Here is a 25,969-nt window from a genome sequence, read left to right as displayed (position 1 = left end):
GTGACTGCAGTTGTGCGCGCTTACTGGGCGTGCGAGAAATGCATGCTGCCGCGTCGGCCGACGAGAACCGCGGACAGGACAATGCCCAGGACGGCGAAGACGCTGGTCATCCACCAGGTCGAAGACCAGCCGCCGGTGCTCATGGCCAGCCAGGCCACGATCATCGGGCCGGTGAAGTTGCCGACGTTGTAGATCTGCTGCATCAAGCCCATGGCGGCCGGGGCCGAACCGCCCTCCGGGGCCAGGTCAACCGCCATCCGGGTCATGGTTGCCGGGATCATGGCCCCGGAGAGCGAGAAGAACCCGACGCAAGCGACCTGCCAGGCCAGTCCGCCGGGAACCGGCGACCAGTCAACGGCAAAGGTCAGCAGGCCGGCCGCGGCCATCAACACGAAGGAGAGGAACAGCAGGGCGCGGGCCGGGGCGCCACGCTGGAGCAGCATTCCGGTGATGATGGCGCCGACCCCGTTGAGCCCGCCGACAACGGCCGACAACACCCCGGCGTGCGTGCCGCTCAATCCGCTGTCCCCGTAGAGCGTAGGCAGGAATCCCACCACGGCCATCCACTGGACGGTGTAGCAGCCGAAAACAACTCCTGCGAGCCACACCTTGGGCGAACGGGCGGTGATGCCGATGCGTCCGGCGGCCGCCTTGGCACCCCCGGCCCCCGCGGGTTGGTCCTTCGGAACCATGCGCAGCACCAGCGGGATCGGCACCAGGCTGACGGCGGCCATGACCCACCACCACGCCTGCCACGTGCCGACCTGCAGGAAGTAGGCGCTGGCGATCAATCCCACGAAGGTCGCGGTGCCCTGGTAGGCACTCCAGCAGCCGACGGCCAGGTTGACGCGGCGAAACGGTGCATGGCGGCGGATCAAGCCCGGTCCCACCACGGTGGCCACAATGAAGCCGATGCCCTCGATGGCTCGCGAAGCCAGCAGGGTGTTCGCGCCGATGGACAGGGCACCAAAGATCGACCCGGCACTCAGGAAAAGCAATCCCAGCAGCAGGGTCCGGCGCTCGCCGATGACCTCGGCCAACAGGGACACCGCCAGGCCGCCGACCATGCCGGCCACCTGCACGATGCCCAGCAGCACCCCGGCGGCAAGCAGGGACAGGCCCATGTCTTCCTGGATCCTTGGAAGTGCCGCGGGCAGTTTCCAGATATGCAGGGCGGCGGAGATGCCGGCAACCACCACCACGATCCAGGCGGCATTGCCGCTGGCGGTGCGTTGGAGACTCGGTTGGGTCAAGGTCAATGGAACAGGTCCTTCGTTGGGCAGTTGATCGGATTCTTCCACGTCAATGTCCGGAACACGAAGATATGTCGTGGCGAGCCAGCGGGCGGACAGCGATCCGGAATACGAGTAGGCACGGAACCCTGTCGGATTCCTTCAAGACCGCGGACCTGCATGAGGGGTTCAATGGAACGACAAGCAACCGTCCAGACCTTTGAAAGGTGAGAGACCATGCCCATGGAACCAACAACCACGGCAGCAACCGGCAAGCACACGACCAACGGGGTGCCGCACGGCTACACGGCGCTGACGCCGTTCATCGTCGTCGAGCCGGCGCAGGCAGCCATCGAGTTCTACCGCGAGGTCTTCGGCGCCACCGTGCTCTCGGTGATGCCAGGTGCCCCGAAGGAGGACGGCAGCCCCACCGTCTCGCATGCCGAGCTCGACTTCGGCAACGGAATCCTGCAGCTCTCGGACCCGCAGCCGGGGTACGGGCTGGTTGCGGCCGACGCCCAGCACACCAACAATTCCCTTGCGGTCTACGTGCAGGACGTGGACGCCGTCTTCGCACGTGCGCTGGAACGCGGCGCCACCGCCGTTGAGCAGCCCGCCGACTTCGTCTCCGGGGACCGCTTCGCCACCTTCGTGGATGCGTTCGGGCGGCGCTGGAACGTCATGACCCGCGTGGAAGACCTGTCCCGGGAGGAATCCGAGCGCCGGGTCACGGCCTGGCTGGAGACCTTCAACGCCACGGGCACCGCGTAGCGGGACCGCGGCGCGGCTCAGCTGCCGGCGGACCCGGCCTGGACCTGCCGGATGTACTCGCCCGGGCTCATCCCGGTGACGCCGGCGAAATCCCGGGTGAAATGCGCCTGGTCCGCATAGCCCAGCGCGTGGGCCAGGCGAGCCAGGTTCGGGCCGGTGCCCCGGCCCATGAGCGCCGCGGCCTCCTGGAGCCGGCGGCGCTGCAACAACCACTTCGGCGAGACGCCCATGCGGGCGTGCACCAGCCGCTGCAACGCCCGCTCGCCGATCTGCCAGCGCTCGCTCAGCTGTGCCACGCGCCCGATGCCCGGGGTGGACTCGATGTCGGCGCAGATCCGGTTCAGCAGCAGTCCTTCGTCGTCCATGCCCTCCGGGAGCCGTTCCACCAGCCAGTCCTCGAAGATTTCGATGGCGCGGCGCTGCCGGTGCCCGGTGGTTCCCTCCGCGAAAAGGGCCTGGTGGATGGCGCCGGCGCGATCCAGCCCGCAGTCCAGGGCCGGGATCGAGCCGTCCACCAGCTCCGGAAGGGGAATGTTGCACAGCAGGGCACCGGTGCCCGGACGCAACAGCACCCCGAATGCGCGGCCCGAGCCGGACAGCCGCTTGAGCGAGAGCCGCGTGAGAGGCCCATAGAGCGTGCCGACGCCGTCCTCGATGGCCAGGTTGCAGCCCGGGTAGGAAAGGATGCGCTGTTCGTGGGTGGCTCCGGCAGGGATCTGCCAGGTGGGAAGCCAATAGTGGACCACCAGCTCGCGCAGCGCATCGGACGGTTCGAGGCGGGTCACGTGCGCCGTTCCTTCACCTGTCGGCTGCAGCGGTCCGCGCGGGGTGTCCATGGAAGCCATTATGTCGCTCCGGCACGGCGAAAGCCGTGGTTCGGCGCAGGAAAATCGGGGGACAGGGCGCCGGGGAGCCCTGCTGGCCCCCCGATGCACCAGACTGGAACCATGAAGAACCTGCGTACCCAACACACGCTGCACATCCAACTCCATGGCTCGGAACCGGCCATCTGGCGGCGCCTCGAGGTCGACGGATCCATGACGTTGGAGCGTTTCCACGAGGTCCTGCAGGGTGCGCTGGGCTGGACCAACTCCCACCTGCACCTGTACATGGACCGCAATCCCTTCATCCGCGGCCAGGTTGCGGCGGGCGAGCAGCCGACCACCTGGCTGATGGCCAGCAGCATCGAGGACGGGCTGGAGGGCGAGGACGAAACCGGCTCCACCCTGACCCAAGCGCTGGCCCGCTCCGGAGGCACGCTCTGGTACGAGTACGACCTGGGCGACAGCTGGATGCACCTGATCACCGAGGAATCCTCCCGGCCGCTGGACCCCGCGGTTCCCGAGGCCCGCGTGCTCGACGGCGCCCTGCGCGTCCCGCTGGAAGACTGCGGGGGACTGGGCAGCTGGTACGAGATGCTCAAGCTGTCCCGGGTCCCCTCGGCGAACCCCGACCGAAGCTACATCGTGGATTGGTTCAGGGCCCACGCCGGCTATTTCACGCCCGTGGATCCGGAGGCCTTCGACGCGGGAGCCGCGAACCTGCGGGTGCGCCTGCTGCTCGGCGGGATTCCGGAAGCCACCGCGACCGGCAAGTGGCTTTCCACCCTCCCGGTGCATGCCCGCATGGTGTTGGCCGAATTCCTCCACACCCTGGGAATCGACGTGTTCGCACACCCGGCGACGGCGGAAATGCCCGAGGAGGCACCGCGGGCCATGGCCTCGATCCTGTGGTGGATCAACGCCTGCGAGGGCGCGGGCCTGCCGCTGACCGCGGCCGGCTACCTGGCCCCATCCGTGCTGCCGGAGGTGATCGCGGGGATCGGCTGGGAGCACGAGGACTTCGTGCAATTCGGCGGCAAGACCGAGGTGCACCTGCACGGCATCCATGATTTCCGCTTGATGCTCATGGACGTCGGCCTGCTCAAGGCCCAGGGCAAGAAGCTGGTGGCCACGCCCGCCGCGCTGCGCGTGGCCCGGGACCCGGCCAAGCTGTGGGCGCACCTGGCCAAACGTGCCCGGGATTCGGTGCGGGACAAGGTCACCTACGACGCGACGATGCTGGCCCTGCTGGCTGCCGCCGGGGAGGGCGACGCGGAATCCAAGGCCATCGCGGCGCGCACCAACGAGGGCATGCGGCTGCTGGAATACGTCCACCACGACGGGCGCACGATCGAGGACGACGACTTCAACAGGCTCGGGGACAGGTACGACGCCATCACCAAGGCGTTCCGCATGGCGGTGCTGGAAAACGGCAATAGGGGCCGCGCGCCCGGGCTCGAACGGGCCTTCGCCCTGGCCGTGCTGCGCTCCTGAGGTAATTGAACCCCGGCATGACAAGGCCCCGGCGCCTCCCGAAATCGGGAGGCGCCGGGGCCTTGGGTGCGGTGTGCCGCGGCGCTACTGCAGGTGGGCGCCGGAGGCGCTTTCCACCTTGTGCGCGGTGCGGCCCAAAAGGTGCGTGGGCACCTTGTAGGTTTCCTTGGCGGTCAGCGCGGAGACCGAGGCGATCAGCGCGATCGCCAGGGTGAAGAAGCTGATGACCACCCAGCCGCCGGGCTGCAAGCCGCCCAGTGCCGCAACGATGGACGGGGCGAAGCCCGCCATCAGGAAGCCGAGCTGGGTGCCGATGGCCAGGCCGGAGAAGCGGACCTGGGAGGAGAACATCTCCGCGTAGAAGGAGGGCCAGACGGCGTTGGCCGCGGCGTAGGCGCAGGAGAAGACCAGCACCGAGAGTGCGAACTGCAACAGGGTGTTGCTGGTTTCCATCGAGCGCAGGTAGAACGGCATGAAGGCCGCCGAGGACAGCGCGCCGTAGATGAACACCGGCTTGCGGCCGATCCGATCGGCCAGCTTCCCGAAGAACGGCTGGGTGAACAGCGCCCCGACGTTGCCGGCGACCACCAGCCACAGGGTGACCGACTCGTCCATGTGCCCGATTTGCTTGCCATAGGAAATGGCCAGGGTGCCGTAGACGGTGGAGACCGCGGCGATGAAGGCGCAGAAGACCACGCGCAGCACATCGCGCCAGTGGAAGCGGATCAGCACGCCCAGCGGCAGCTTGGCGATCTCGTTGTTCTTCTTGGCCTCTTCGAACTCCGGGGTCTCGTGCAGCGAGCGGCGGATGAAGAAGGTGACGATGACGACCACGGCCGAAAGCCAGAACGGGATGCGCCAGCCGATGCCGAACTTGAACTCGTCGGGCATGGCCACCACGGGAATGAAGATCAGCGCGGCGAGGATCTGGCCGCCCTGGGTGCCGGTCAGCGTCCAGGAAGTGAAGAAGGAGCGGCGGTCATCCGGTGCGTGTTCCAGGGTCAGGGAGGAGGCTCCCGCCTGCTCGCCGGCGGCGGAGAGGCCCTGCAGCAGGCGCGCCAGCACCAGCAGTGCCGGGGCCCACCAGCCGATCTGGTCGAAGGTGGGCAGGCAGCCGATGGCGAAGGTGGCGGCTCCCATCAGCACCAGGGTGAACATCAAGACCTTCTGCCGGCCGATCCGGTCGCCGAAGTGTCCCAGGATGACCGCGCCGATGGGGCGGGCCACGTAGGCGAAGCCGAAGGTCGCCAGCGACATCACCGCGGCATTGGCGCCGGCGTCGGGGAAGAACACGTGCGGGAAGATCAGTGCGGCGGCGGAGCCGAAGATGAAGAAGTCGTAGTATTCCACGGCACTGCCCATGAAGCTGGCCAGGGCGGCCTTGACCGGCGTCCTGCCCCCGGTGCCGGGCGCGGATTGCGCCGGTGTGTTCTCGGTGTTTGGCATCGGATACTCCTAGGTAAGACTGGGGCTGTGGGGGAGGCGAACGGCCTATTGTGCGTATTGCGTACAGTTGTACGAATTGCGTACAACCACTAGGGTAGAGCTAAATCACATTCAAGACAATCCGCACGCGAAAAATCTCAAGGACTGGAACACTCATGAGCACCAGCACGCAGTCGTACCTTGTAGGCCTGATCGGGGACGGGGTCCTGCCATCGTTGACCCCGCCGATGCATGAGGCCGAGGCGGACGCGCACGGATTGCGCTACCTCTACCGGCCCATCGACCTCACCGAGATCGGCAAAGAGGGCGCGGACGTCGGGGAGCTGCTGCGCGCCGGGGCGATGCTGGGATTCAACGCCTTCAACATCACACACCCCTGCAAGCAGTTGGTGCTCGAGCACCTCGACGAGATCAGCGACGAGGCCCGCGCCATCGGCGCAGTGAACACCGTCGTCATCAAGGACGGCAAGTTCCACGGGTTCAACACCGACGCCTCCGGTTTCGCCTGGGCCCTGGCCAACGGCCTGCCCGGCGCCGAGCTTGATTCGGTGCTGCAGCTGGGCGTCGGCGGTGCCGGTTCCGCGGTGGCCTACGCGCTGCTGGACTCCGGGGTGAAGGAGCTGCTGCTGGTGGACCCCGAGGCCACCCGCGCCGCCGAACGCGCCGCGACCCTGTCCATGCAATTCCCGGACCGCACCATCCTGGCCTGCACCCCTGACACCGTCCCGGAGCTGCTGCCGCGCGTGGACGGCGTGCTCAACGCCAGCCCCATCGGCATGCACCACCACCCCGGCCTGCCCCTCGACGTCGCCGGGCTCACGCCCGGGCACTGGGTCGCCGACGTGGTCTACCGACCCGTGGACACCGAGCTGATCCGTGCAGCCCAGGCCCTTGGCTGCCGCACCCTCGACGGCGGGCACATGGCCGTGGGCCAGGCCGTCGACGCCTTCAACATCATCACCGGGATCGCCCCGGACACCGCCCGGATGCGCAAGCATCTGCTCGACATGCTGGAAGCTGGTCTCTAATGCGCACCTCCATCGCCACCGTCTGCATCTCCGGCACCCTCGAGCAGAAGATGCTCGCCTGCGCCAAGGCCGGCTTCGACGGCATCGAGATCTTCGAACAAGACCTCACCGTCTCGCCCATGTCCCCCGAAGAGGTGCGCGCCCTGGCCGAGCGGCTCGGGCTCACCCTGGACCTCTTCCAGCCCTTCCGCGACTTCGAAGGGGTCGATACGGCAACGCTGGCCGCAAACCTGGCCCGCGCCGAGGCCAAGTTCCGGCTCATGAACCGCCTGGGCATCGACACCATCCTGCTGTGCGCCAACGTCGGCACCGCCACCATCAACGACGACGAACTGTTCGCCACCCAGATCCGCGCCCTGGCCGAACTCGCCGCCGGCTACGGCGTGAAGATCGCCTACGAGGCCCTGGCCTGGGGCAAATACGTGAACACCTACCTGCACTCCTGGCGCATCGTGGAACTGGTGGACCACCCCAACGTCGGGCTCTGCCTGGATTCCTTCCACATCCTCTCGCGCGGGGACGACCCGGCGGGCATCGCGGACATCCCGGCCGAGAAGATCTTCTTCGTCCAGCTGGCCGACGCCCCGGTGCTGTCCATGGATGTGCTGTCCTGGTCGCGGCACTACCGGGTGTTCCCCGGCGAGGGCGGCTTCGAGCTCGACGCGTTCATGGGGCACCTGGTCCGCTCCGGCTACGACGGGATCGTCTCGCTGGAGATCTTCAACGACGTCTTCCGCCAGTCCAACGTGGAGCGCACCGCCGTGGACGGGATGCGCTCGCTGATCTGGCTGCAAGACCGGGCCATCGCGCTGCTGGGTGCCGGCGCGGCCGGCTACCCGCTGGGGATCGCCGCGCTGCCCGGGGCCCAGGCGCCCTCCGGCTTCGACTACGCCGAGATCCGCACCGAGGACCCCGAGGCCGTGGCCGGGATGCTGGCCCAGCTGGGCTTCACCTTCCGCGGCCAGCACCGCCGCAAGCCGGTCACCCTCTGGAGCGCCGGGGATGCCCGGATCATCATCAACACCCAGCGCAGCCGCGGGATCACCGCGGAGGTCTCCGGCTTCGGCATCCAGGTCCCCGACGCCGCCCTGGGCACCCGGCGGGCCACCGCGCTGAAGGCCCCGGCCGTCCCGCGCCACCACACCAGCGACGAGCAGCCGCTGCACGGCTTCACCGCCCCGGACGCGACCGAGGTTTTCTTCGGGACCACCTCCTCCGAGCCGGCCTGGGCCCCGGAATTCGGCAACGGCAGCAAGCCCGCGGACACCGGACTGGTGACGGGCATCGACCACGTCAATCTCGCCCAGCCCTGGCAGGCCTTCGACGAATCGGTCCTCTTCTACACCTCCACGCTGAACCTCCAGGCCCGCCCGGGCACCGAGGTTCCCAGCCCCATGGGCCTGGTCCGCTCCCAGGTGCTGCGCACCGACGACGGCGCCGTGCGCCTGGCACTGAACATCGTGCCGCACGGGTTGGAGAACACCACCGACCGCGCCCTGGGCTATCCCGAGCACATCGCGGTGCACACCGATGACATCGTCGCCTTGGCCCGCCGCGCGGTGGGGGCCGGCATGGAGTTCCTGGCCGTGCCGAACAACTATTATGAGGACCTGGCGGCACGCTTCGGGCTGGACGCGGCCACGCTGGGGCAGTTGCAGGAACTGAACCTGCTCTACGACCGCGACGAGCACGGCGAATTCCTGCATTTCTACACCGAAACCGTGGGCACCATGTTCCTCGAGGTCGTGCAGCGCCGCGGCGGCTACGACGGCTACGGGGCACCGAACGCCCCGGTGCGGCTTGCCGCGCAGTTCGAGCGCAACCGCCTGATGACGTACTAGGGAAGAACAAGGGGAATGGTGGACCATGGCCGAGCAGCCTGACTACTACGTGAAGTCGGCGGAAAAGACGCTGGCGGTGCTGCTGGCGTTCGACGCCGGCCACCAGGCGCTGACCGTCACCCAGGTGGCCGAGGCCATCTCGGTCTCGCGCGCCGCGGCCCGCCGCTTCCTGCTGACCCTGGTGGATTTGGGGTATCTGGAAACCGACGGCAACGCCTACCGGCAAACCCCGCGGGTGCTGGACATCGGCGCCTCCTACCTCTCCGGGCTGACCCTGCCGCAGGTGGCACGCCCGCACCTGCAGCAGCTGGCCGTCGAGCTGTCCGAGACCACGGCCCTGTGCGTGCTCGACGACCAGGACATCCTCTACGTCGAGCGCATCAGCAATCCCCGCCTGCATTCGATGAACGTGTCCATCGGCAACCGGCTGCCGGCCTGGGCCACCTCCATGGGCAGGGTGCTGGTCGCCGAGCTGCCAGAGGCGGCGCGCGAGGAGTTCCTCTCCAAGGCCAGGCTCACCCACTACACCGCCAAGACCGTGGCGAGCATCGACGAGCTGCGCGCGGAACTCGACACCGTGCGCGCCCAGGGCTGGTCCCTGGTCGCGCAGGAACTTGACGAGGGGCTGCGCGGGCTGGCGGTCCCCGTGTACCGCGGCAAGCAACTGCTCGGCGCGCTGAACGTCTCGGTGCAGCCCGGGCGCATCGGCTCCGCCTCGATCACCGAGGAGATGTTGCCGCTGATGCGCCGGACCGCCCAGGACATCGCCGACGACTTCGGCGGACGCACCGCGGCCAGGAACTAGCGGCGCCGGCCTCGCCTCCGACCTGGTTCCGCCGGACGGCGGCGAGGCCCGAAGTCGCTACCGCGGTGCCGGCGCCTCCGCGGCCGTGCCGGCCAGGCGCAGCCAGGTGTCAACCACGGTGTCAGGGTTCAGCGACACCGAATCGATGCCCTCGTCCACCAGCCACTGCGCGAAGTCCGCGTGGTCGCTGGGCCCCTGTCCGCAGATGCCCACGTACTTGCCGCGCGCCTTGGCAGCGGCAATGGCCATGCCGAGGATCTTCTTGACCGCCGGGTTCCGTTCGTCGAAGCTCTCGGCGATCACCGCGGAATCGCGGTCCAGGCCCAGCACCAGCTGGGTCATGTCGTTGGAGCCGATGGAGAATCCGTCGAAGTGGTCAAGGAACTCGTCGGCCAGCAGCGCGTTGGACGGCAGCTCGCACATCATGATGACTTCCAGCCCGTTCTCGCCGCGGCGCAACCCGTTCTCCGCGAGCAGGTCGATGACCCCGCGGCCCTCGGCCACGGTGCGCACGAAGGGAATCATCAGCTTGACGTTGCTCAGGCCCATCTCGTTGCGGACAAAGGACAGGGCCTCGCATTCCAGGTCGAAGCAGTCCCGGAAGGACGGATGCAGGTAGCGGGAGGCACCGCGGAAGCCGAGCATCGGGTTTTCCTCGTGCGGCTCGTAGGCCGGTCCGCCCAGCAGGTTGGCGTACTCGTTGGACTTGAAGTCGGACATGCGCACGATCACCGGCTTGGGGGCGAAGGCCGCCGCGATGGTTGCCACGCCCTCGGCCAGGCGCTTGACGTAGTAGTCGCGCGGGGAGTCGTAGGCGGCAATCCGCTCGTGGATGGCCGAGGCCACCTCCGCCGGCTGGTCTTCCAGGTTGAGCAGGGCCTTGGGGTGGATGCCGATCTGCCGGTTGATGATGAATTCCAGCCGCGCCAGGCCCACCCCGTCGTTGGGGAGCTGCGCAAAGGTGAAGGCCTGTTCCGGGGTGCCGACGTTCATCATGACCTTGACCGGGGCCTGCGGGAGCGTGTCGATCTCGGTTTCCGCGAGGCTGAAGTCAAGCAGCCCCTCGTAGATGAAGCCCGCCTCGCCCTCGGCGCAGGAGACCGTCACCTCCATGCCGTCGGCCAGGGCCTCGGTGACGTTCCCGGTGCCCACCACCGCGGGGATCCCCAGCTCGCGGGCGATGATCGCCGCGTGGCAGGTGCGCCCGCCGCGGTTGGTGACGATGGCCGAGGCCCGCTTCATGATCGGTTCCCAGTCCGGGTCCGTCATGTCGGCGACCAGCACGTCGCCGGTGGTGAAGGCCGCCATCTGGTCGACGGAGGTGAGGATGCGGACCCGGCCCGCGCCGATGCGCTGTCCGATGGCCCGGCCCTCGGCGAGCACGCGGCCCGACTCGTTCAGGCGGAAGCGGCTGAGCCGGCCGGCGGCGCGGCGGGACTGCACGGTCTCCGGGCGGGCCTGCAGGACATAGATTTCCCCGTCGATCCCGTCCTTGCCCCACTCGATGTCCATGGGACGGCCGTAGTGCTCCTCGATGGCCAGGGCGTGGCGGGCGAGCGTCTGAACGTCCGCGTCGGTGATGCTGAAACGGTTGCGCAGCGAGGCTTCCACCGGCACAAAGTCGATGGTGCGGCCTACCTCCTCGCTGGCGGTGTAGGTCATCTGCAGCGCCTTCTCGCCCAGCCCGCGCTTGAGGATTGCGGGGCGCCCGGCCCGCAGGGCCGGCTTGTACACGTAGAACTCGTCGGGGTTCACGGCCCCCTGCACCACCGCTTCGCCCAGCCCGTAGGAGGACGTCACGAAGACGGCGTCCTGGAACCCGGATTCGGTGTCCATGGTGAACATGACGCCCGAGGCCCCCACATCCGAGCGCACCATGCGCTGGATCCCGGCGGAAAGGGCGACCTCGGCGTGCTCGAACTTGTGGTGCACGCGGTAGGCGATGGCGCGGTCGTTGTACAGGGAGGCGAAGACGTCCTTGATGGCCAGCAGGATGTTTTCGATGCCCCGGATGTTCAAGAAGGTTTCCTGCTGCCCGGCAAACGAGGCATCCGGAAGGTCCTCGGCGGTGGCGCTGGAACGCACGGCCCAGGAAAGCTCCGCCGACCCGCCGTGCTTGTCCACCAGTTCCCGGTAGGCGGTGCGGATCTGTGCCTCGAATTCCGGCAGGAACGGCGTCCGGCGCATCATCTCGCGGATCTCCTGGCCGGCGGCGGCCAAGGCTGTGACGTCGTCGGTGTCCAGTCCTTCCATCCGCGCCACGATCCTGCGGTCGAGGCCGGATTCGGCCAGGAAGGCACGGTAGGCCTCGGCCGTGGTGGCGAACCCGTCGGGAACCTGGACCCCGGCCGTTCTCAGGTTCTGCACCATCTCGCCGAGCGACGCGTTCTTGCCGCCCACCCGGTCCAGGTCTTTGAGTCCAAGTTCCGAGAACCAGAGGATGTCTGTTGTCATGGTCATTGCTCCTTTGCAATTGCTGACATGCGGTGCTGCTGCCTCCGGTGCGCGGCCGATGGCCGGGCAGGGGGGACGTTCCTGTCCACTGTGACAGGTTCCTGCGGTTTCTTACTAGGTGATGTGCACCATATTGACTTGGCGGGATTCCTTGCCTAGTGCTTCAGGCGCATTTTCTGCAGGATGGTCGCGGACATCTCTTCCACGGACACGCTGGCCGAATTCAGGTAGGGAATCCCGTGGGCAAGGTACAGCAGTTCGGCACTGCGCAGCTCGTAGCCGCATTGCTGAAGCGAGGCATACGAGGAACCCCGGCGGCGTTCGGTGCGGATCTGGCTCAGCCGCTGGGGAGTTGAGGTGAGCCCGAAACATTTCTGCGCAAACGGCCGCAGCGGCTCCGGAAGCCCGTCCCTTTCAAAGTCCTCCTCGATCAGCGGGAAGTTCGCCGCGAAGATCCCGTGCTGCAGCGCCAGGTACATGGTGGTGGGTGTCTTCCCGCAGCGCGACGGAGCCACCAGGATGACCTGGGCCTTCTCCAGGGCCCGCAGGCTCTGCCCGTCGTCATGCTCCATGGCATATTCCACGGCCGTCATCCGGGCCTGGTAGCGGACCGCGTTTCCCAGGCCGTGCGCCTGGCCCGGCTTGCCGCTGGCTGCGGTGCCCAGCGCCCCCTCCAGCTGCCCGATGTGGGTCCCGATCAGGTCCACGACCGTTGCCCGGCATTCGGCCAACGTCGCCCGGATGTCCCCGCCCACCACCGTGGAAAACACGATCGGCGGCAGGCCCCGGGCGGCGATCGCGTCGATGGCGTTCACCACCGACCGCGCCTGCTCGACGGTCGTGATGAAAGGTACGGTGGTGCGATTGAAATTGCTTTCGGGGAACTGGGTGAGCAGGGTGTTGCCCAGTGTTTCGGCGGTGATTCCAGTGCTGTCCGAGAGGAAATAGACGGGGCGGGACACCGGTTCATCGCCGCCGGGATTGTCGATCTTGCCCAAGATGCATCTCCTTTTTCCCCATCATTGCAGATGGCCGGGAACCAGGTGCGTCCGCCGGAACGCCAAGACCCCGGAAAAACCCTTGGAGGGATCGGGGGAGGCGAGGAAATGCGGGGTTTTCGGGCCGTCTGCCGCCGACCGGTCCACGTGGCTGCCCTGTCCGGGCGTGCGGGCGAACCGGAGGAAAATCCACGGCAAACGACGGGTCAAACCGTGTGGAGGAAGACTAGAATTGCGTCAGTTTCCTTCGAATCGAGGCGTTCGCCATGCGCGGGCATTCAACTTCCACCCCTCGTCCCGCCGCACGCGCGGCACTCACCGGAGCCTTGGCGCTCGCGCTGGCGGTGAGCCTCTCGCCATTTTCGCCGCCCGCGGCAACGCCCGGCCCGGCCGCCACGACCGCCGGCGTGCAACGCGCCGCGGTGAACATCGCCGCGCTGACCCCGTCCCAGACATTGGCCACGCTGAGTCTTGACCAACGCGTCGGGCAGGTGCTGATGATGGGGGTGCCCGCCACCGGCGCCAGCTCCACCGACCTGTACATCCTCACGCACAACAAGATCGGCAATGTGTTCCTCAAGGGCCGCAGCTACTCCGGGGTCACCGCCACCAAGTCCGTGGTCACCAAGATCAACGCCACCGTGTCCCTGGCAACCACCGGCGGGCAGAAACGCTTCATCGCCACCGACCAGGAGGGCGGATACGTCCAGGTGCTCAAGGGACCCGGCTTTTCCACCATGCCCACCGCTCTGCACCAGGGAACCTGGGCTCCCTCGACGCTGAAGGCCGCGGCCACCACCTGGGGCAAGCAGCTGCATGCCGCGGGCCTGAACGTGAACCTGGCCCCGGTCGCCGACACCGTCCCGTCCGCGGCCTTCGCCCCCTACAACCTGCCCATCGGGTATTGGTACCGCGAATACGGGTACACCTCCTGGCACGTCGCCGACGAGGTCGCGGCCTTCGTGTCCGGGATGCGCGCCGGCGGTGTGGCCCCGGTGGCCAAGCACTTCCCGGGCCTGGGCCGGGTCACCAAGAACACCGACACCTCCACCAACGTGAAGGACACCATCACCACCCGCTACAGCGTCTACCGTCGGCCGTTCATCCGGGCGATGGCCTACGGCACGCGCTGGATCATGGTTTCCAACGCCATCTACACGCAGATCGACCCGTACCACGTGGGGCCGTTCTCCCCGACGATCATGAAGACCATGCTGCGCCACGACCTGGGCTTCACCGGCATCGTGGTCTCCGATGACATGTGCAACGCCAAGCAGCTCTCGCCCTGGAGCTACGCGACCCGCGCGAAGAACTTCTTCAACGCCGGCGGCACCATGATGCTGTGCGTGAATGCCGCCGCCATCCCGACCATCCACCAGGCGCTGGTCTCCGCGGCCAAGGCCAGCCCGAGCTTCCGGGCCAAGATCGACGCCGCCGCCCTGGAGGTGTTGCAGACCCGCGTCGGGCAGTAGCAGCAAAGGCGATTCGGCCGGCTATGGCTGCCCGAAATCGATGCGCATCACGAAGCGGCGCGGGGTCGGGTGGCCGACCTCCCTGAAGCCGGCGTCGGCAAAGATCGAGCGGCTACCCACATACAGCTCGCCCCACATCGGGGCCTTGCCCGCGGGCAACAGCAACGGGTAGCCCTCCAGGGCGCGGGCCCCGCGGGACCGGGCGAAGTCCACGGCCGCCGCAGCCAGGGCGCGGCTGACCCCGCGGCGCCGGAACCCCGTGCGGGTGACAAAGCAGACCGCCGTCCACACGCCCGCATCCTCCCGGTCCTCCTCGTCGCGGCCGCCAAAGGCCACGCGCGAGGTGCGCAGCCGCGGGTAGGCGGTGCGCGGCTCGACGGCGCACCAGCCCACCGGTTCGTCCCCGAGGTAGGCGACCAACCCGCTGGTGGTCTGCGCATCCGGAATCCCGCACCGGGTCTGGGTGCGCAAGTCGTGTGCGCGCTCCTGCACGGAGAGTGCGTCGAAGCTCTTGCCGGGATTCTGGAACCACTGGCACTGGCAATCCCACGCGGTGCCCCTGGAGCCGAAGACCTTCTCCAGGTCCGCGCTGCCGGCCTGGTTGGCCGGCACGATGCGCAGGTCCGCGGTCTTGGTGGATTCCCGGTTTGTTTCCATGTCCTTTTCGCTCCCGCCCTGGCGGCATGTGCCGGGCGAGGTTCGTCCGGCACCCTGGATACGAGACTGCCAGCGCAGTATCCGGCGGTCAAGGGTAAACGAGGCCCAGCGGCCCGGGGAGCCGGCGTCGCGGCGCTGCAAGACAAGGAAAGGGGACCCCGGAGCATGCTCCGGGGTCCCCTGGCTGGCCGTGCGGCCGGCGCTACTTGGCCTTCTTGGCAGCGCCCTTCTCGGTGCGGGTGTCCTTGTTGGACAGCTCCCCGGCGCTGTTTTCCAGGTGCGAGCGCATGAACCACTGGAACTGCTCCAGTTCGCCGGTCTGGCCGATGAGGATATCCTCGGTGATCGGGTCCAGCTTGCCGACCTCCTCGATGGTCTTGCGCATGGAGGTGATGACCCCGGTGTAGACCAGGTCCAGGGCTGCAAGGTGCTCGGTGGTGCTGGCCCGGCCGATCTCGTAGTCGTCCCAGGCGCGTGCCGCGACCAGGGCGCCGGGCAGGCCGTTGGGGGAAACACCCATGGTGGCCATGCGTTCGGCCAGGGCGTCGATCATGGCCCGGACCAGATCGATCTGCGGGTCAAGCATTTCGTGGACGCCGATGAAGTCGCGACCCACCACGTTCCAGTGTGCGTGCTTGAGGGTCAGCTGCAGGTCGTTGAATGCGTGGATCCGCATCTGCAGCGCATTGGCGACCTTGTGCCCGTTGGCCAGGCTCATGCCCGGGACCGTGAATCCTGCGTTGGTTTTTGCTGCCATAACTGCCTCCTCGATGATCGGCTGCCGCGCAGCCTTCCGTGGATATCCATGTGATGTAGCGGTGACAGCAACGTATCACGCACCGGGAAGGAAACGCCCGGGGATTTCGCGAATGGCAAACAACGGCGGGTTGATTCCTGCGTCGGGGTCGTTCATTCCGCCGGGAGCGTCGAGCGCGGGGTAACGATCCGCGGCAGCACCAGCAGCAGGAAGAGCGCGGCCGCCATCAGGATCCCGCCCACAAGCAGGCCCATCTGCCAACCATGCAGCACCTGGACGACGAACCAGACGCACCCGGCCACCAGCACCCCCACCCCCAAGACCACGAGCCGGGAAATGATGTGGCCCAGGTGGACGGTGGTGGCCTTGAGCTGCTGGCCGAAGAAGTGCCGGTGCACGGCCACGGGGGTGACCAACAGCAGGATCACCAGGGCCGAGGCCACCAGCAACACCAGGTAGAACCGTTCATCGGGTACCTCCAGGGTGTCGAAGCGGGACTGGAAGGGCAGGACCACCAGGAAAGCGGCGAGGATCTGCGCGCCGGTCTGCATCACGCGCATCTCCTGCAGCAGCTCGTTCCACTTGCGGTGCAGCTCCTCGTCGCTGTCCTCGGTCTTCGAAGCCGGTGTGCTGTGCTTGGCCATGTCTGTTCCTCTTGTCGGGAATGGTGTGTGGGAAAACCCTATGCGACACCGGGGCGCCGTGCCCGGCAACACGGCCCATGAATTGCACCGACAAGTGGCGCGGGTGGAGCTCCGGTGCACGCTGGCCCTAGGGTGGGGAAGGTGAACAGCATTGGCCAGGACACCGAATACACCCCGGCACCGGGCACGCATGACGGATTCGTCCACGTGCGCGGCGCCAACGAGAACAACCTGCGCGACGTCGAGGTGCGCATTCCGCGCGATGCCATCGTCGCCTTCACCGGGGTCTCCGGGTCCGGGAAGTCCTCGCTGGCCTTCGGCACGATCTTCGCCGAGGCGCAGCGACGGTTCCTGGAATCCGTGGCGCCCTATGCGCGCCGGCTCATCGCCCAGGGCCATACGCCGAAGGTCGAGTTCATTTCCGGCCTGCCTCCGGCCGTGGCGCTGCAGCAGCGCCGCGGCACCGCCAGCTCCCGCTCCACCGTGGGCACGCTGACCACGTTGTCGAACTCGGTGCGGATGCTCTTCTCCCGTGCCGGGGACTATCCGGCCGGGGCGCCGCGCCTGGATTCGGATTCCTTCTCTCCGAACACCGCGGTGGGCGCCTGCCCGCAATGCCACGGGCTGGGCGTCGCCCACACCGTCACCGAGGATTCGCTGGTCCCCGACCCGACCTTGAGCATCCGCGAGGGCGCGATTGCCGCGTGGCCCGGTGCCTGGCAAGGCAAGAACCTGCGCGACATCACCTCGCACCTGGGCCACGACGTGGATGTGCCCTTCCGCCAGCTGCCGAAGAAGGTGCGCGACTGGCTCCTGTTCACCGACGAACAACCCGTGGTCCAGGTGACGCCCGAGCGCGACAGGGTCGCCAAACCCTACCAGGGCCGCTTCTGGAGCGCGCGGCGCTACGTGCTGCACACCGTGGCCGACTCCAAGTCCGAAACGATGCGGGCCAAGGCGCTGCGCTTCATGCGCTCCGGGCCCTGCCCCCAATGCCATGGCACCGGCTTCCGCCCCGAAGCGCTGGCGGTCACGGTGGCGTCCCTGGACATTGCCGGCTTCAACGCCACCGCGCTGACCGACCTGGCCGCGGTGCTGCGGCCGCTGGCCGATCCCCGGAAGGAGGCCTCGGGGGACCTTGCCGCCGGGGTCGCCGCCTCGATCGCCGCCGACCTGCTGGGACGCATCGAGGTGCTGGTGAATCTGGGCCTGGGCTACCTGAGCCTTGACCGCGGAACCCCGACGCTCTCTCCCGGGGAGATGCAGCGCCTGCGCATCGCCACGCAGCTGCGCTCGGGCCTCTTCGGGGTCATCTATGTACTCGACGAGCCCTCGGCCGGCCTGCATCCGGCCGATGCGCGGCCGCTGCTTGAGGTGCTCGAGGCGCTGAAGGCGTCCGGGAACTCCGTCTTCGTGGTGGAACACAACATGGAGGTGGTGGCCCGGGCGGACTGGATCGTCGATGTGGGCCCGGGCGCCGGTGCCGGCGGCGGCAAGGTGCTCTACAGCGGCCCGGTGGCCGGACTCCGCCGCGTGGACGAATCGGTGACCCGGCGGTTCCTGGAGCCCCGCGCGGACGCCGCGGTGGCACGGGCGCCGCGGGTTGCCGAGCACTGGCTGGAGCTGGACGGGATTTCCCTGCACAACCTGGCGGACCTGGATGCGCGCTTCCCGCTGGGCGTGCTCAGCGCCGTCACCGGGGTGTCCGGATCGGGCAAGTCCTCCCTGGTCAGCCGGGCGCTGGCGCACGGGCTGGCGGACAGGTTGGGCGGCAGCCGGCGCAACGGATCCGCCGAAACCCCCGAGCCCGCGGCCCCGGGGCCGGAGGCGGAAACGGACTTCGCCACGGTGCTCGAGGTGCGCGGGGCGCAGCGGATCGAGCGGATCGTGGCCATGGACCAAAAGCCCATCGGCCGCACCCCGCGCTCGAACCTTGCCACCTACACCGGCCTGTTCGACGCGGTGCGCAAGGCCTTCGCCGACACGCCGCTGGCCAAGCGGCGCGGCTACGGCGCCGGGCGCTTCTCCTTCAACGTCGCCGGCGGCCGCTGCGAAACCTGCCTGGGCGAGGGCTACCTGGAGGTGGAGCTGCTCTTCCTGCCCGGAAGCTACGGGCCGTGCCCGGAATGCCACGGCTCGCGCTACAACCCCGAGACCCTCGAGGCCACCTATGCGGGCAAGAACATCGCCGAGGTCCTGGCCCTGAGCGTCGATGATGCCGCGGCGTTCCTGGCCGGGATCCCGGCCGCCGCACGGTCCCTTGAGACGTTGCGCGACGTGGGATTGGGCTACCTGGCCCTGGGGCAGCCGGCGCCCGAGCTCTCCGGCGGCGAGGCCCAGCGCATCAAGCTGGCCACCGAGCTGCAGCGTGCCCGGCGCGGGCACACGCTCTACCTGTTGGACGAGCCCACCACCGGCCTGCACCCGGCGGACGTGCAATTGCTGCTGGGCCAGCTGCACCGGCTGGTGGAGGCGGGCAACACCGTGATCGTGGTGGAGCACCACATGGACGTGGTGGCCGCCGCCGACTGGGTCATCGACCTGGGCCCGGCCGGGGGAGACGCCGGAGGGAAGATCGTGGCCACCGGGACCCCCCGGGAGCTGGCGCTCCACCCGGAGTCCAGGACCGCGCCCTACCTGGCCCGGCGCCTGGGGATGGCGGGGTCGAACGCGCCGTAACCGGCGAGCGCGGCACCTCGCGCTCGCCGGTTGGCCGGACGGCTCAGGCCGTAAAGCCCAGGTCCCGGCGGCGGCTCTGGCGCATCAGGTGGCGGATGCGCCCGACGGCGCTGGGCGTGAGCACCTCATCGATGTGCTCTTGCAGCAACCGCGACTGCTTCTCCCGGTGGGCCGGCCGCGCCCCCTGGCGCATTTGCCGGGCGGCGTCGGCGGCCAAGGCGTCCTGCGCATAGGCGATGAAGGCCTGCGGTCGCGCGGCGCGGATCATGTCGAAGGCCTCGATGGGCCGGTATCCGCGATCCAGCAGGATCGCGAAGCCCATGGACGGCCCGCGGTTGATCCCCATGTGGCAGTGGGCCAGCAGCTTTCCGCCCTCGCGCGCCGCGAGCCGGGCGAAGCGCACCCCCGCGTCGAAGATTTCCGGCGGGACCACGTGCCCGTCGGCGTCGTCGGTCCCCAGCCAACGGTAATTGACCTGCACGTGTTTCCAGATCTCTGCGTCGTTGGCCTCACTGCGCAGATCCACCACGTGGGTGATCCCCGCATCAAGGATCTCGGCCATTTGCTGCACCATGACGTCGTCGTCGACGTCCAGGTCCCCGCCGACGGCAAGGTCTGCGGTCACCCACCCCAAGTTGGCGCGCATGCTACTTGCCGGTGGCCTTGCGCTGGCGTGCGGTGAAGACCGACTCGGCGCGGACCTCGTCCCAGTCCGCGCCGAGGCGGGTGGCGCCGCGGGCCTTGCTGGTCATCTGGCTGTAGGCGTCCATGGCTTCGGCGGCGGTTTCCCGGGTGTAGGTCAGTGAGCGCTCGGGGGCGATGCCCAGGCTGGTGCCGATCTCGACGGCGTCCTGGTCGCAGCCCATGTAGGAAATGATCCAGTGGTCGACCTCCTGCTGGGTTTGGACCAGGTCCCGGATGGCCCGGCGGGTGTATCGGGTGGAAGCGTTCTCGTGTCCGTCGGTGGCGATGTTCAGGTGCACGATGCCCGGGCGCCGGTTGGCGGGCATGGCGGCAATGCGCTTGCGGGTGTTGGTGATGGTCGTGGCGATCGAATCGAACAGGGCCGTGGAGCCGCGGGGTTCCAGGGTGAAGGTGGGCACGTCCTCCAGCGGCAGGTCCACGTAGACGTCCTCATACTCGTTGTCGAATTGGTGCAGGGACGCGGTGGCGCTGCCTGCTTCGGCCTTCTGCTTGGCGACGTAGGCGTTCAGTCCGCCCTCGATGTCGTGCTTGATGTCGTGCATGGATCCGGAACGGTCGAGCAGGAAGACCAGCATGGCGGTGTCTTTGTCTGACATGATCAGTGCCTTTCGGATGTGGCGCGTCGTTTAGTTGGTGCGCCGGGGTTTGAAGGTCATCGGTTCGGTGGGCGCGGGGCGCCCGGTTTCCGAGTCGTAGCGGGCCCGCTCGATGGAGGATCTTGACACCTTTCCGCCGGCGTCCGTGTAGCTGGACAGCTGCGAGGTGCGGGCCAGCCGCGGGGGGACCGCGTTGGGCGAGAGTCCGGCGCGGACGGCCACCGAACGGATCGATGCGCCTTCGAGGGCGGCCTTGGCCATCTCCTCGTTCAGTGCGGCATCGATCAGTTCGCGGACCTCGCCCAGTCGTTCGACTGCTGCCAGCGGGTCGGACGGGACGTCCCCCAGCAGCTGGCGGGCTTCGTCGATCGGGGTGCGCTTCTTCTTGTTCATAAACTCATTATGTGCAGTTTCTGAGCATGTGTCAATAGTGAGAAGTGGATTATTTTGCGCAGACGTGTCTCCGGCGGGCCGAAGGTCCCATGGAGGGCCGCCCAAAGAATGGCAGAATCGATTGCGTGGACAGCGAATCAGGACCGAGAACCCAAGCCCCATCTGCCGAAATCCAGTTTCGAGTGGAGAGCTGGGCACTATGGCTGGGACTGGGCTGCACCGTGGCGGGCATCGTGGCGGGACTCATCGGATTCGTCGGCTACCGCCCCGATCTGGCCGGCTTCCGCTCGGTGGGCGTCTTCGCCGCGGTTCTCGCTGCACTGGCCGCCACCGCCGGCGCCATCCTGGGATACCAGCGCTTCCTGCTGCAGACCCAGGTGTGGCTGCTCGAGTTTCCCCGCTACCGCCGGATCATCAACGCCGTTGCGCTCGTGCTCATCCATGCCGCCATCTGCGCCATGGCAGCGATCATCATCTTCCGGGTGTTCCAGGACGCCTTCCTGGGGCTGACCGTGGACAGGTTCGCCGGAAGCCTGATGGTGGGCATTTTTGCCGGGATCGCCGGGTACGCGGCGCTGGTCTCAGCGGCCAGGCTCAACGCCCTGAACCTCTCCGGACTGCTGGCCGTCTTCCTGGTGACGGGCGTTTTCATCAGCATGCTGGCGGCCGAGAACCCCTATTGGTGGAGGTCGATGTTTTCCTCGCTGGGAACCCGGACCTCGGGGCTCACCTCGTTCTGGACCTTCAATGTCACCCTGGTGATCTCCGGACTGGTGCTCAGCACCCTGACCGCGTTCATCGTGCGCAACGTCAGGCAGCTGGCCCTCATCCACGACGAATTCGCCCGTGCCCAGGGCAAGCCGCGGCCCAGGTTCATCCGGCCGCGGCCCGCGGTGGTGCGCACCTGCCTGCTGGGCCTGGGTGCCTGTGTCATCGGCATCGGGCTGGTTCCGGTCAACGTCGCGGCCCCGGTGCACTCGGTCATCGTGCGGATCGCGGCGGGCTTCATCGTGGTGCTGCTCCTGGGGGCGGCCTTCTGGCTCCCGGGGTTCCCCTGGGTCTTCCACCTGCTGTCCTTCGCCTGCTTCCTGGGGCTGGTGGGCGCGGCGCTGCTCTGGCAGCCGCTGGCCTACTACAACCTCACGGCGTTCGAGCTGGCGGTGGTGGGCATCGTCTTTGGCTGGCTGGTGGTCTTCATCCGGACCGCCGCCGCGGCGCTCGCCGTCAAGGAGAAGGCACTGGCCGACGTGGTGGCGGTCAGCGGCTGAGGAATCAGGCCGGGACCTGTTCGAAGTGTGCGACGAACATGTCCGGGCGCACCAGCACCACCGAGCCGTTGGGCAGCCGGCGCTTGGGGGCGGGCGCGAATTCATGCAGCGGCACCCCGAACTCGGAAGCCAGTTCCTCCCCGCGGTCCCGTCCTGCGGGACCATAGATGTGCACCTGCCAGCAGGCGTCGTTGAGCACCTCGAAGTTGTCCGGTGCGGCCCCGGAGCGGTTGGGCACCCAGGGCAGGCGGCGGCCCAGCACCTTGCCGCGGCGCCTGGTGCGGGCAAAGCCGGTGGCCAGGGTGGCGCGGTCCTTGGACCGGTCGTCCATCCAGTAGTGGATGCGGATCTGCGAGAGGTATCCGAAGAAGCGGCGCCCGGCGGAGATCCGCCCCACCAGGCGCACCGCCGCCGGCCAGAAGATCGGCAGCGCACGGGTGCGCACCGTGCGGGCCAGCAACGAGCTGGAGGTTGCGGCGCTGAAGAGCTTGTCGGTGGTGGACACCAGTCGCAGCGCCACGGGACGGCGCTCGGCCTCGTAGCGCTGGAGGTAGGTCTCGGGCATGCGGCCGGAGAACACGTCGGCCAGCTTGCACACCAGGTTGTGTGCGTCCTGCAGGCCGGTGTTCATGCCCTGGGCCCCGACGGGGGAGTGGATGTGGGCTGCGTCCCCGACCAGGAAGACCCGGTCTTCGCTGAAGTGCTCGGCGACCCGGTGGTGCACCCGGTAGGTGGCAAACCATGCGGCATCGCGGTACCGCACGCCGAATTCCCGGCGCAGGCTGGCGCGCGCCCGCTCCTCGTCCACATCGGGTTTTTCCCGGCCGGAATCCTTGGGCTCGTGCAGGATGCCCAGCAGCCGGCGGCGTTCCGCGCCGTTCTCGTCGTTGCCCATGGGGAATCCGAGCATGAAGTTCTCGTCGGAGAAGCGCAGGTTGATGCCCGAACCCATACCGGTGACCCCCTGGGCGTCGAGCACGTAGAAGACCTCGTCGTCGGTGGTGCCCTCGAAGGCGATGCCGAAGGACTCGCGCAGCGGGGACGAGGCGCCGTCCGCGGCGATCACGTAGCGTGCGGAAATATGCACCGGGCCTTCCGGGCCGGTGCACTTGATGAGCATCCGGTCCCCGGTGTCCTCGAAGGATTCGTAGCCGTGCTCCCACATGACCTCGTGGCCGCCGTCCTTGAGGTGCTCGGCGAGCAGTTCCTCGTTGGCGCTTTGCTCCAGCATGGTCAGGCCCGCGTAGTGCGTCTGGGCGTAGCCGAGCCGGTTGAGCTTGATGCTCTTGAAGCTGCGGGCGCCGATGCCGGGGCGCAATTCACCGGTGGGGATGGCGCGGGCCTTGACCTTCTCGGCCAGGCCGAGCTGGCGGTAGATCTCCATGCTGCGCGCCTGCAGCGCCAGCGCCCTCGATTCCTTGGTCGGGCCGGATTTCAGGTCCACGACCTTCGCATCGATCCCGAATTTTTGCAGCCAGGCCCCCGCCATCAGGCCCGTGGGCCCGGCGCCGACAACCAGAACGTCAGTGTGTAGCAGTGAGGTCTCCATGGTTCCCACGCTACGCCCCCGGCCCCGGCAACGCACCGGTGGAGCACCGCGTGGCGGGGCCGTCAGCCCTCGACGCCGGTGCCCCGGTACTCCTTCATGCGTGCCAGCGCCTCCAGGGCACCGGCGCGCGACGGCCCCAGTTCCACGATCGGCTCGCCCGGGGACAGCGGTGCGAAGCGGGCCACATAGGCGCCGCGCGGATCGAACTTCTTGGCCTGCAGCTGCGGGTTGAAGATCCGGAAGAACGGGGATGCGTCGGCACCGCACCCGGCAACCCACTGCCAGTTCGCCGGGTTCGAGGCGGCATCGGCGTCCACGAGGGTGTCCCAAAACCATTCCTCGCCCGAGCGCCAGTGGATGCCCAGGTTCTTGACCAGGAAGCTGGCGGTGACCATGCGGACCCGGTTGTGCATCCACCCGGTCTCCCACAGCTGCCTCATGCCCGCGTCCACCAGGCCAAAGCCCGTCGAACCCGCGCACCAGGCCGCGAAGTGGTCCTCCGCTTCCTCGTTCGCGTCCCCGGCGCCGGGCCGGGCCCAGTCGAACGCGTCGAACTCCGCGCGCAGGTTCGCCGTGGCCAGCTCCGGGTGGTGGTAGAGCAGGTTCCAGCAGAAGTCGCGCCACGCCACTTGCCGCATCATGGCCCGCGCCCCCGCCGCCCGGTCGGGGTGCCGGGCCAGGGTGGAACCCAGCGCCTCCCAGACCTCGACCGGGCTGAGGTGCCCCCAGCGCAGGGCTGCCGAGAGCCGTGCGGTGCCGTCGGTGTCGGGCCTGTCGCGGGTCTGCGCGTAGTGACCGGCGATGTCCTCCAGCACCGTGCCGAGGCGGTCGCGGGCCGCCGCCTCGCCGGGAACCCAGGTGGCAGCCAGCCCGTGCGACCAGTCCGGATGGACCGGCAGCAGGTCCCACGCGGCAAGCTCCTCCGCGGGCAGGGAGATCGCCGGGGCGTGTTGTGCGGCGGGCCGCGGCAGTGCCCGGCGCAGCGGCAGGGCCTGCAGCGCGTTGAAGAAGGGCGTGAACACCTTGAAGTTCGTGCCTCCTTGCGTCGCCACGGTCCACGGCTCGTGCAGCAGGGTGCCGGCATGGCTGTGCACCTCGATTCCCGCCGCGGCCGCCAAAGCCTTCGCCGCGGTGTCCACCGCGCGTTCGGGTCCGCCGTAGCGGCGGTTGAAGTGCAGCGCGGTGAAGGAACCGGTGGCCAGCAGCCCCGGGAGGATGTTCGTCGCGGCCCCGCGGTAGAGCAGCAGCGGCACGCCGAGCCCCGCCAGAGAATCGCGCAGTTCGTTCAGTCCGTGGTGCAGCCACCACCTGGCCGCGCCGCCCAGCGGCCGGATCCCGGGGGACTGCTCGTCGAGGATGAACAGGGCAACGGCCGGGCCGGCGGCCATCGCGGCGGACAGCGCCGGGTTGTCGGCGACGCGCAAGTCGTCGCGAAACCACATCAGGGAGGTGGGTGCGTTCATGGTCCGGTCCTTCGGGATCAGTGGGGGCGGGGTGGGCCTAGCGGCCCAGGACATGCCAAACCAGCAGCATGGTGACGAAGAACCCGGTGGCGTAGTTCAGCCACAGGAAGCGCCGCCATCCGGCGTTGGCCGCGACGGAATCCTCGTCCCGCAGCCGCGCGTAGGGCAGCACGTTGGCCAGGTAGGGCAGCGCCAGCAACGCGGCCAGCGGACCGGGCCAGTGGGTGGCCAGCAGCAGCGCGCCGGCTCCGAGGTAGGCGGCCGCGGCGAAGCGGACCGTCCACCTGGCCCCGAGCACCGTGCCGATGGAGCCCAGGGACGCGGCGCGGTCCGGCAGGATGTCCTGCACCGCGCCAAAGGCGTGCGAGGCCATGCCCCAGAGGAAGAAGGCCAGCAGGATCGCCACCAGGGCGAAGTCGAAGTGCGCCCCGGCCAGCACCAGGCCATAGAGCGCGGGGGAGACGAAGTGCGTGCTGGAGGTCAAGGAGTCAAGGAAGGGCCGCTCCTTGAAGCGCAGTCCCGGGGCACTGTAGGCGATGACCGCCGCCATCGAGAGCAGCAGCACCAGGTTCGCCCGCCAGGAACCAACGATTCCCAGCACCGCCAGGAACGGCACGCAGGCCACCGCGCAGGCCACCAGGATCCCGCGGTGCCGGCTGCGGTCCACCACCGCACCCTCCGCCCCGCCCTTGCGCGGGTTCAACAGGTCCGACTCGTGGTCGAAGACGTCGTTGATCCCGTACATGGCCAGGTTGTAGGGGATGAGGAAGAAGATCGTTCCCACCACCGCGATCCAGTCGATCCGCCCGGCGGCCAGCAGGTAGGCGGCGGCAAAGGGGTAGGCGGTGTTGACCCAGGACACGGGCCTGGAGGTCGCCAGCAGTTCGCGCAGCATG

22 protein-coding genes are annotated in these 25,969 nt (G+C 68.3%); 8 read left to right on the top strand and 14 right to left on the bottom strand.

Translation table 11 applies throughout. From position 1 onward, the window contains the following. Positions 1-20 precede the first annotated feature (20 nt). Positions 21-1,259 (bottom strand): MFS transporter, encoded by a 1,239-nt coding sequence (locus tag BLJ79_RS08235; protein WP_071214219.1) that lies wholly within the window; start codon positions 1,257-1,259, stop codon positions 21-23. 210 nt (positions 1,260-1,469) lie between these two features. On the opposite strand from BLJ79_RS08235, the gene BLJ79_RS08230 reads away from it, so the two are divergent. Further along, positions 1,470-2,003 (top strand): VOC family protein, encoded by a 534-nt coding sequence (locus BLJ79_RS08230; RefSeq protein WP_083411111.1) that lies wholly within the window; start codon positions 1,470-1,472, stop codon positions 2,001-2,003. A gap of 17 nt (positions 2,004-2,020) precedes the next feature. Here BLJ79_RS08230 and BLJ79_RS08225 read toward each other — a convergent pair whose 3' ends face one another. Continuing rightward, entirely contained in the window at positions 2,021-2,788 is a 768-nt protein-coding gene (locus tag BLJ79_RS08225) for an AraC family transcriptional regulator (protein ID WP_071214218.1), read from the bottom strand. Positions 2,789-2,950: 162 nt separating this feature from the next. On the opposite strand from BLJ79_RS08225, the gene BLJ79_RS08220 reads away from it, so the two are divergent. After that, positions 2,951-4,318: a plasmid pRiA4b ORF-3 family protein gene (locus tag BLJ79_RS08220; protein WP_071214217.1), complete on the top strand. Its 1,368-nt coding sequence runs from the start codon at positions 2,951-2,953 to the stop codon at positions 4,316-4,318. 84 nt (positions 4,319-4,402) lie between these two features. Here the strand turns inward: BLJ79_RS08220 and BLJ79_RS08215 are convergent, their stop codons facing one another. Then, the gene (locus BLJ79_RS08215; protein ID WP_071214216.1) at positions 4,403-5,764 is read right to left on the bottom strand and encodes an MFS transporter; all 1,362 of its coding nucleotides are present in this window, start codon (positions 5,762-5,764) and stop codon (positions 4,403-4,405) included. A 155-nt stretch (positions 5,765-5,919) separates the two neighbouring features. Here BLJ79_RS08215 and BLJ79_RS08210 point away from each other — a divergent pair, with 155 nt between their 5' ends. From BLJ79_RS08210 to BLJ79_RS08200, 3 genes are read left to right on the top strand one after another with little or no spacing between them, the layout of a single operon-like run. Then, a complete protein-coding gene (locus tag BLJ79_RS08210; protein WP_071214215.1) occupies positions 5,920-6,792 on the top strand; it encodes a shikimate dehydrogenase in 873 nt (290 codons plus the stop codon). After that, positions 6,792-8,633 (top strand): bifunctional sugar phosphate isomerase/epimerase/4-hydroxyphenylpyruvate dioxygenase family protein, encoded by a 1,842-nt coding sequence (locus BLJ79_RS08205; RefSeq protein ID WP_071214214.1) that lies wholly within the window; start codon positions 6,792-6,794, stop codon positions 8,631-8,633. The genes BLJ79_RS08210 and BLJ79_RS08205 overlap by 1 nt, the downstream gene beginning before the upstream one ends. 25 nt (positions 8,634-8,658) lie before the next feature. Continuing rightward, positions 8,659-9,438 (top strand): IclR family transcriptional regulator domain-containing protein, encoded by a 780-nt coding sequence (locus BLJ79_RS08200; protein ID WP_071214213.1) that lies wholly within the window; start codon positions 8,659-8,661, stop codon positions 9,436-9,438. A gap of 57 nt (positions 9,439-9,495) precedes the next feature. Here BLJ79_RS08200 and ppsA read toward each other — a convergent pair whose 3' ends face one another. Next, positions 9,496-11,892, bottom strand: coding sequence for a phosphoenolpyruvate synthase (ppsA, locus tag BLJ79_RS08195; protein ID WP_071214515.1), 2,397 nt, complete (start codon positions 11,890-11,892; stop codon positions 9,496-9,498). 155 nt (positions 11,893-12,047) lie between these two features. Continuing rightward, positions 12,048-12,890 (bottom strand): pyruvate, water dikinase regulatory protein, encoded by an 843-nt coding sequence (locus BLJ79_RS08190; protein ID WP_286135310.1) that lies wholly within the window; start codon positions 12,888-12,890, stop codon positions 12,048-12,050. A gap of 266 nt (positions 12,891-13,156) precedes the next feature. Here BLJ79_RS08190 and BLJ79_RS08185 point away from each other — a divergent pair, with 266 nt between their 5' ends. Beyond that, complete coding sequence (locus BLJ79_RS08185; protein WP_083411108.1) at positions 13,157-14,362, top strand: glycoside hydrolase family 3 N-terminal domain-containing protein; 1,206 nt, start codon at positions 13,157-13,159, stop codon at positions 14,360-14,362. Positions 14,363-14,383: 21 nt separating this feature from the next. On the opposite strand, the gene BLJ79_RS08180 is transcribed toward BLJ79_RS08185, so the two are convergent. The 3 genes from BLJ79_RS08180 to BLJ79_RS08170 form a co-directional block, all read right to left on the bottom strand. Beyond that, positions 14,384-15,019, bottom strand: a complete 636-nt coding sequence (locus BLJ79_RS08180) for a GNAT family N-acetyltransferase (RefSeq protein WP_071214212.1) — start codon at positions 15,017-15,019, stop codon at positions 14,384-14,386. 202 nt (positions 15,020-15,221) lie between these two features. After that, positions 15,222-15,776, bottom strand: a complete 555-nt coding sequence (locus BLJ79_RS08175; RefSeq protein WP_071214211.1) for a Dps family protein — start codon at positions 15,774-15,776, stop codon at positions 15,222-15,224. A gap of 152 nt (positions 15,777-15,928) precedes the next feature. Further along, positions 15,929-16,420 (bottom strand): DUF6328 family protein, encoded by a 492-nt coding sequence (locus BLJ79_RS08170; RefSeq protein WP_071214210.1) that lies wholly within the window; start codon positions 16,418-16,420, stop codon positions 15,929-15,931. A gap of 141 nt (positions 16,421-16,561) precedes the next feature. On the opposite strand from BLJ79_RS08170, the gene BLJ79_RS08165 reads away from it, so the two are divergent. After that, positions 16,562-19,099, top strand: a complete 2,538-nt coding sequence (locus BLJ79_RS08165) for an excinuclease ABC subunit UvrA (RefSeq protein WP_071214512.1) — start codon at positions 16,562-16,564, stop codon at positions 19,097-19,099. Between the two features lie 43 nt (positions 19,100-19,142). Here the strand turns inward: BLJ79_RS08165 and BLJ79_RS08160 are convergent, their stop codons facing one another. From BLJ79_RS08160 to BLJ79_RS08150, 3 genes are read right to left on the bottom strand one after another with little or no spacing between them, the layout of a single operon-like run. Beyond that, positions 19,143-19,724: a protein-tyrosine phosphatase family protein gene (locus tag BLJ79_RS08160; RefSeq protein ID WP_217641841.1), complete on the bottom strand. Its 582-nt coding sequence runs from the start codon at positions 19,722-19,724 to the stop codon at positions 19,143-19,145. Positions 19,725-19,746: 22 nt separating this feature from the next. After that, positions 19,747-20,400: a vWA domain-containing protein gene (locus tag BLJ79_RS08155; RefSeq protein ID WP_071214208.1), complete on the bottom strand. Its 654-nt coding sequence runs from the start codon at positions 20,398-20,400 to the stop codon at positions 19,747-19,749. Between the two features lie 30 nt (positions 20,401-20,430). Then, positions 20,431-20,793: a hypothetical protein gene (locus BLJ79_RS08150; RefSeq protein ID WP_071214207.1), complete on the bottom strand. Its 363-nt coding sequence runs from the start codon at positions 20,791-20,793 to the stop codon at positions 20,431-20,433. 125 nt (positions 20,794-20,918) lie between these two features. Between BLJ79_RS08150 and BLJ79_RS08145 the strand changes: the two genes are divergently transcribed. Continuing rightward, complete coding sequence (locus BLJ79_RS08145) at positions 20,919-22,061, top strand: hypothetical protein (protein ID WP_139194778.1); 1,143 nt, start codon at positions 20,919-20,921, stop codon at positions 22,059-22,061. A gap of 4 nt (positions 22,062-22,065) precedes the next feature. On the opposite strand, the gene BLJ79_RS08140 is transcribed toward BLJ79_RS08145, so the two are convergent. The 3 genes from BLJ79_RS08140 to BLJ79_RS08130 all read right to left on the bottom strand — a co-directional run bounded on the left by BLJ79_RS08140 (position 22,066) and on the right by BLJ79_RS08130 (position 25,968). Beyond that, complete coding sequence (locus tag BLJ79_RS08140; protein ID WP_071214205.1) at positions 22,066-23,610, bottom strand: FAD-dependent monooxygenase; 1,545 nt, start codon at positions 23,608-23,610, stop codon at positions 22,066-22,068. 62 nt (positions 23,611-23,672) lie between these two features. Further along, the gene (locus BLJ79_RS08135; protein ID WP_071214204.1) at positions 23,673-25,073 is read right to left on the bottom strand and encodes a cryptochrome/photolyase family protein; all 1,401 of its coding nucleotides are present in this window, start codon (positions 25,071-25,073) and stop codon (positions 23,673-23,675) included. Positions 25,074-25,110: 37 nt separating this feature from the next. Then, on the bottom strand, positions 25,111-25,968 hold the full coding sequence (locus BLJ79_RS08130) for a prenyltransferase (RefSeq protein WP_071214203.1): 858 nt from the start codon (positions 25,966-25,968) through the stop codon (positions 25,111-25,113). Position 25,969: the final 1 nt, after the last annotated feature.

It is taken from the genome of Arthrobacter sp. UCD-GKA, assembly GCF_001863355.1.
In the GTDB taxonomy this organism is placed as follows: Bacteria; Actinomycetota; Actinomycetes; order Actinomycetales; family Micrococcaceae; genus Paeniglutamicibacter.
Note: the sequence above shows the minus strand (reverse complement) of the source record. Positions and strands in the feature narration are given on the sequence as shown.

What these genes read in the sequence shown, in the direction of transcription:
- BLJ79_RS08185 (WP_083411108.1), top strand. Translation starts at nt 13,157, where the DNA reads ATGCGCGGGCATTCAACTTCCACCCCTCGTCCCGCCGCACGCGCGGCA.
- BLJ79_RS08220 (WP_071214217.1), top strand. Translation starts at nt 2,951, where the DNA reads ATGAAGAACCTGCGTACCCAACACACGCTGCACATCCAACTCCATGGC.
- BLJ79_RS08175 (WP_071214211.1), bottom strand. Translation starts at nt 15,776, where the DNA reads ATGGCAGCAAAAACCAACGCAGGATTCACGGTCCCGGGCATGAGCCTG.
- BLJ79_RS08130 (WP_071214203.1), bottom strand. Translation starts at nt 25,968, where the DNA reads ATGCTGCGCGAACTGCTGGCGACCTCCAGGCCCGTGTCCTGGGTCAAC.
- BLJ79_RS08205 (WP_071214214.1), top strand. Translation starts at nt 6,792, where the DNA reads ATGCGCACCTCCATCGCCACCGTCTGCATCTCCGGCACCCTCGAGCAG.
- BLJ79_RS08210 (WP_071214215.1), top strand. Translation starts at nt 5,920, where the DNA reads ATGAGCACCAGCACGCAGTCGTACCTTGTAGGCCTGATCGGGGACGGG.
- BLJ79_RS08150 (WP_071214207.1), bottom strand. Translation starts at nt 20,793, where the DNA reads ATGAACAAGAAGAAGCGCACCCCGATCGACGAAGCCCGCCAGCTGCTG.
- BLJ79_RS08170 (WP_071214210.1), bottom strand. Translation starts at nt 16,420, where the DNA reads ATGGCCAAGCACAGCACACCGGCTTCGAAGACCGAGGACAGCGACGAG.
- BLJ79_RS08215 (WP_071214216.1), bottom strand. Translation starts at nt 5,764, where the DNA reads ATGCCAAACACCGAGAACACACCGGCGCAATCCGCGCCCGGCACCGGG.
- BLJ79_RS08140 (WP_071214205.1), bottom strand. Translation starts at nt 23,610, where the DNA reads ATGGAGACCTCACTGCTACACACTGACGTTCTGGTTGTCGGCGCCGGG.
- BLJ79_RS08180 (WP_071214212.1), bottom strand. Translation starts at nt 15,019, where the DNA reads ATGGAAACAAACCGGGAATCCACCAAGACCGCGGACCTGCGCATCGTG.
- BLJ79_RS08230 (WP_083411111.1), top strand. Translation starts at nt 1,470, where the DNA reads ATGCCCATGGAACCAACAACCACGGCAGCAACCGGCAAGCACACGACC.
- BLJ79_RS08135 (WP_071214204.1), bottom strand. Translation starts at nt 25,073, where the DNA reads ATGAACGCACCCACCTCCCTGATGTGGTTTCGCGACGACTTGCGCGTC.
- BLJ79_RS08200 (WP_071214213.1), top strand. Translation starts at nt 8,659, where the DNA reads ATGGCCGAGCAGCCTGACTACTACGTGAAGTCGGCGGAAAAGACGCTG.
- ppsA (WP_071214515.1), bottom strand. Translation starts at nt 11,892, where the DNA reads ATGACAACAGACATCCTCTGGTTCTCGGAACTTGGACTCAAAGACCTG.
- BLJ79_RS08155 (WP_071214208.1), bottom strand. Translation starts at nt 20,400, where the DNA reads ATGTCAGACAAAGACACCGCCATGCTGGTCTTCCTGCTCGACCGTTCC.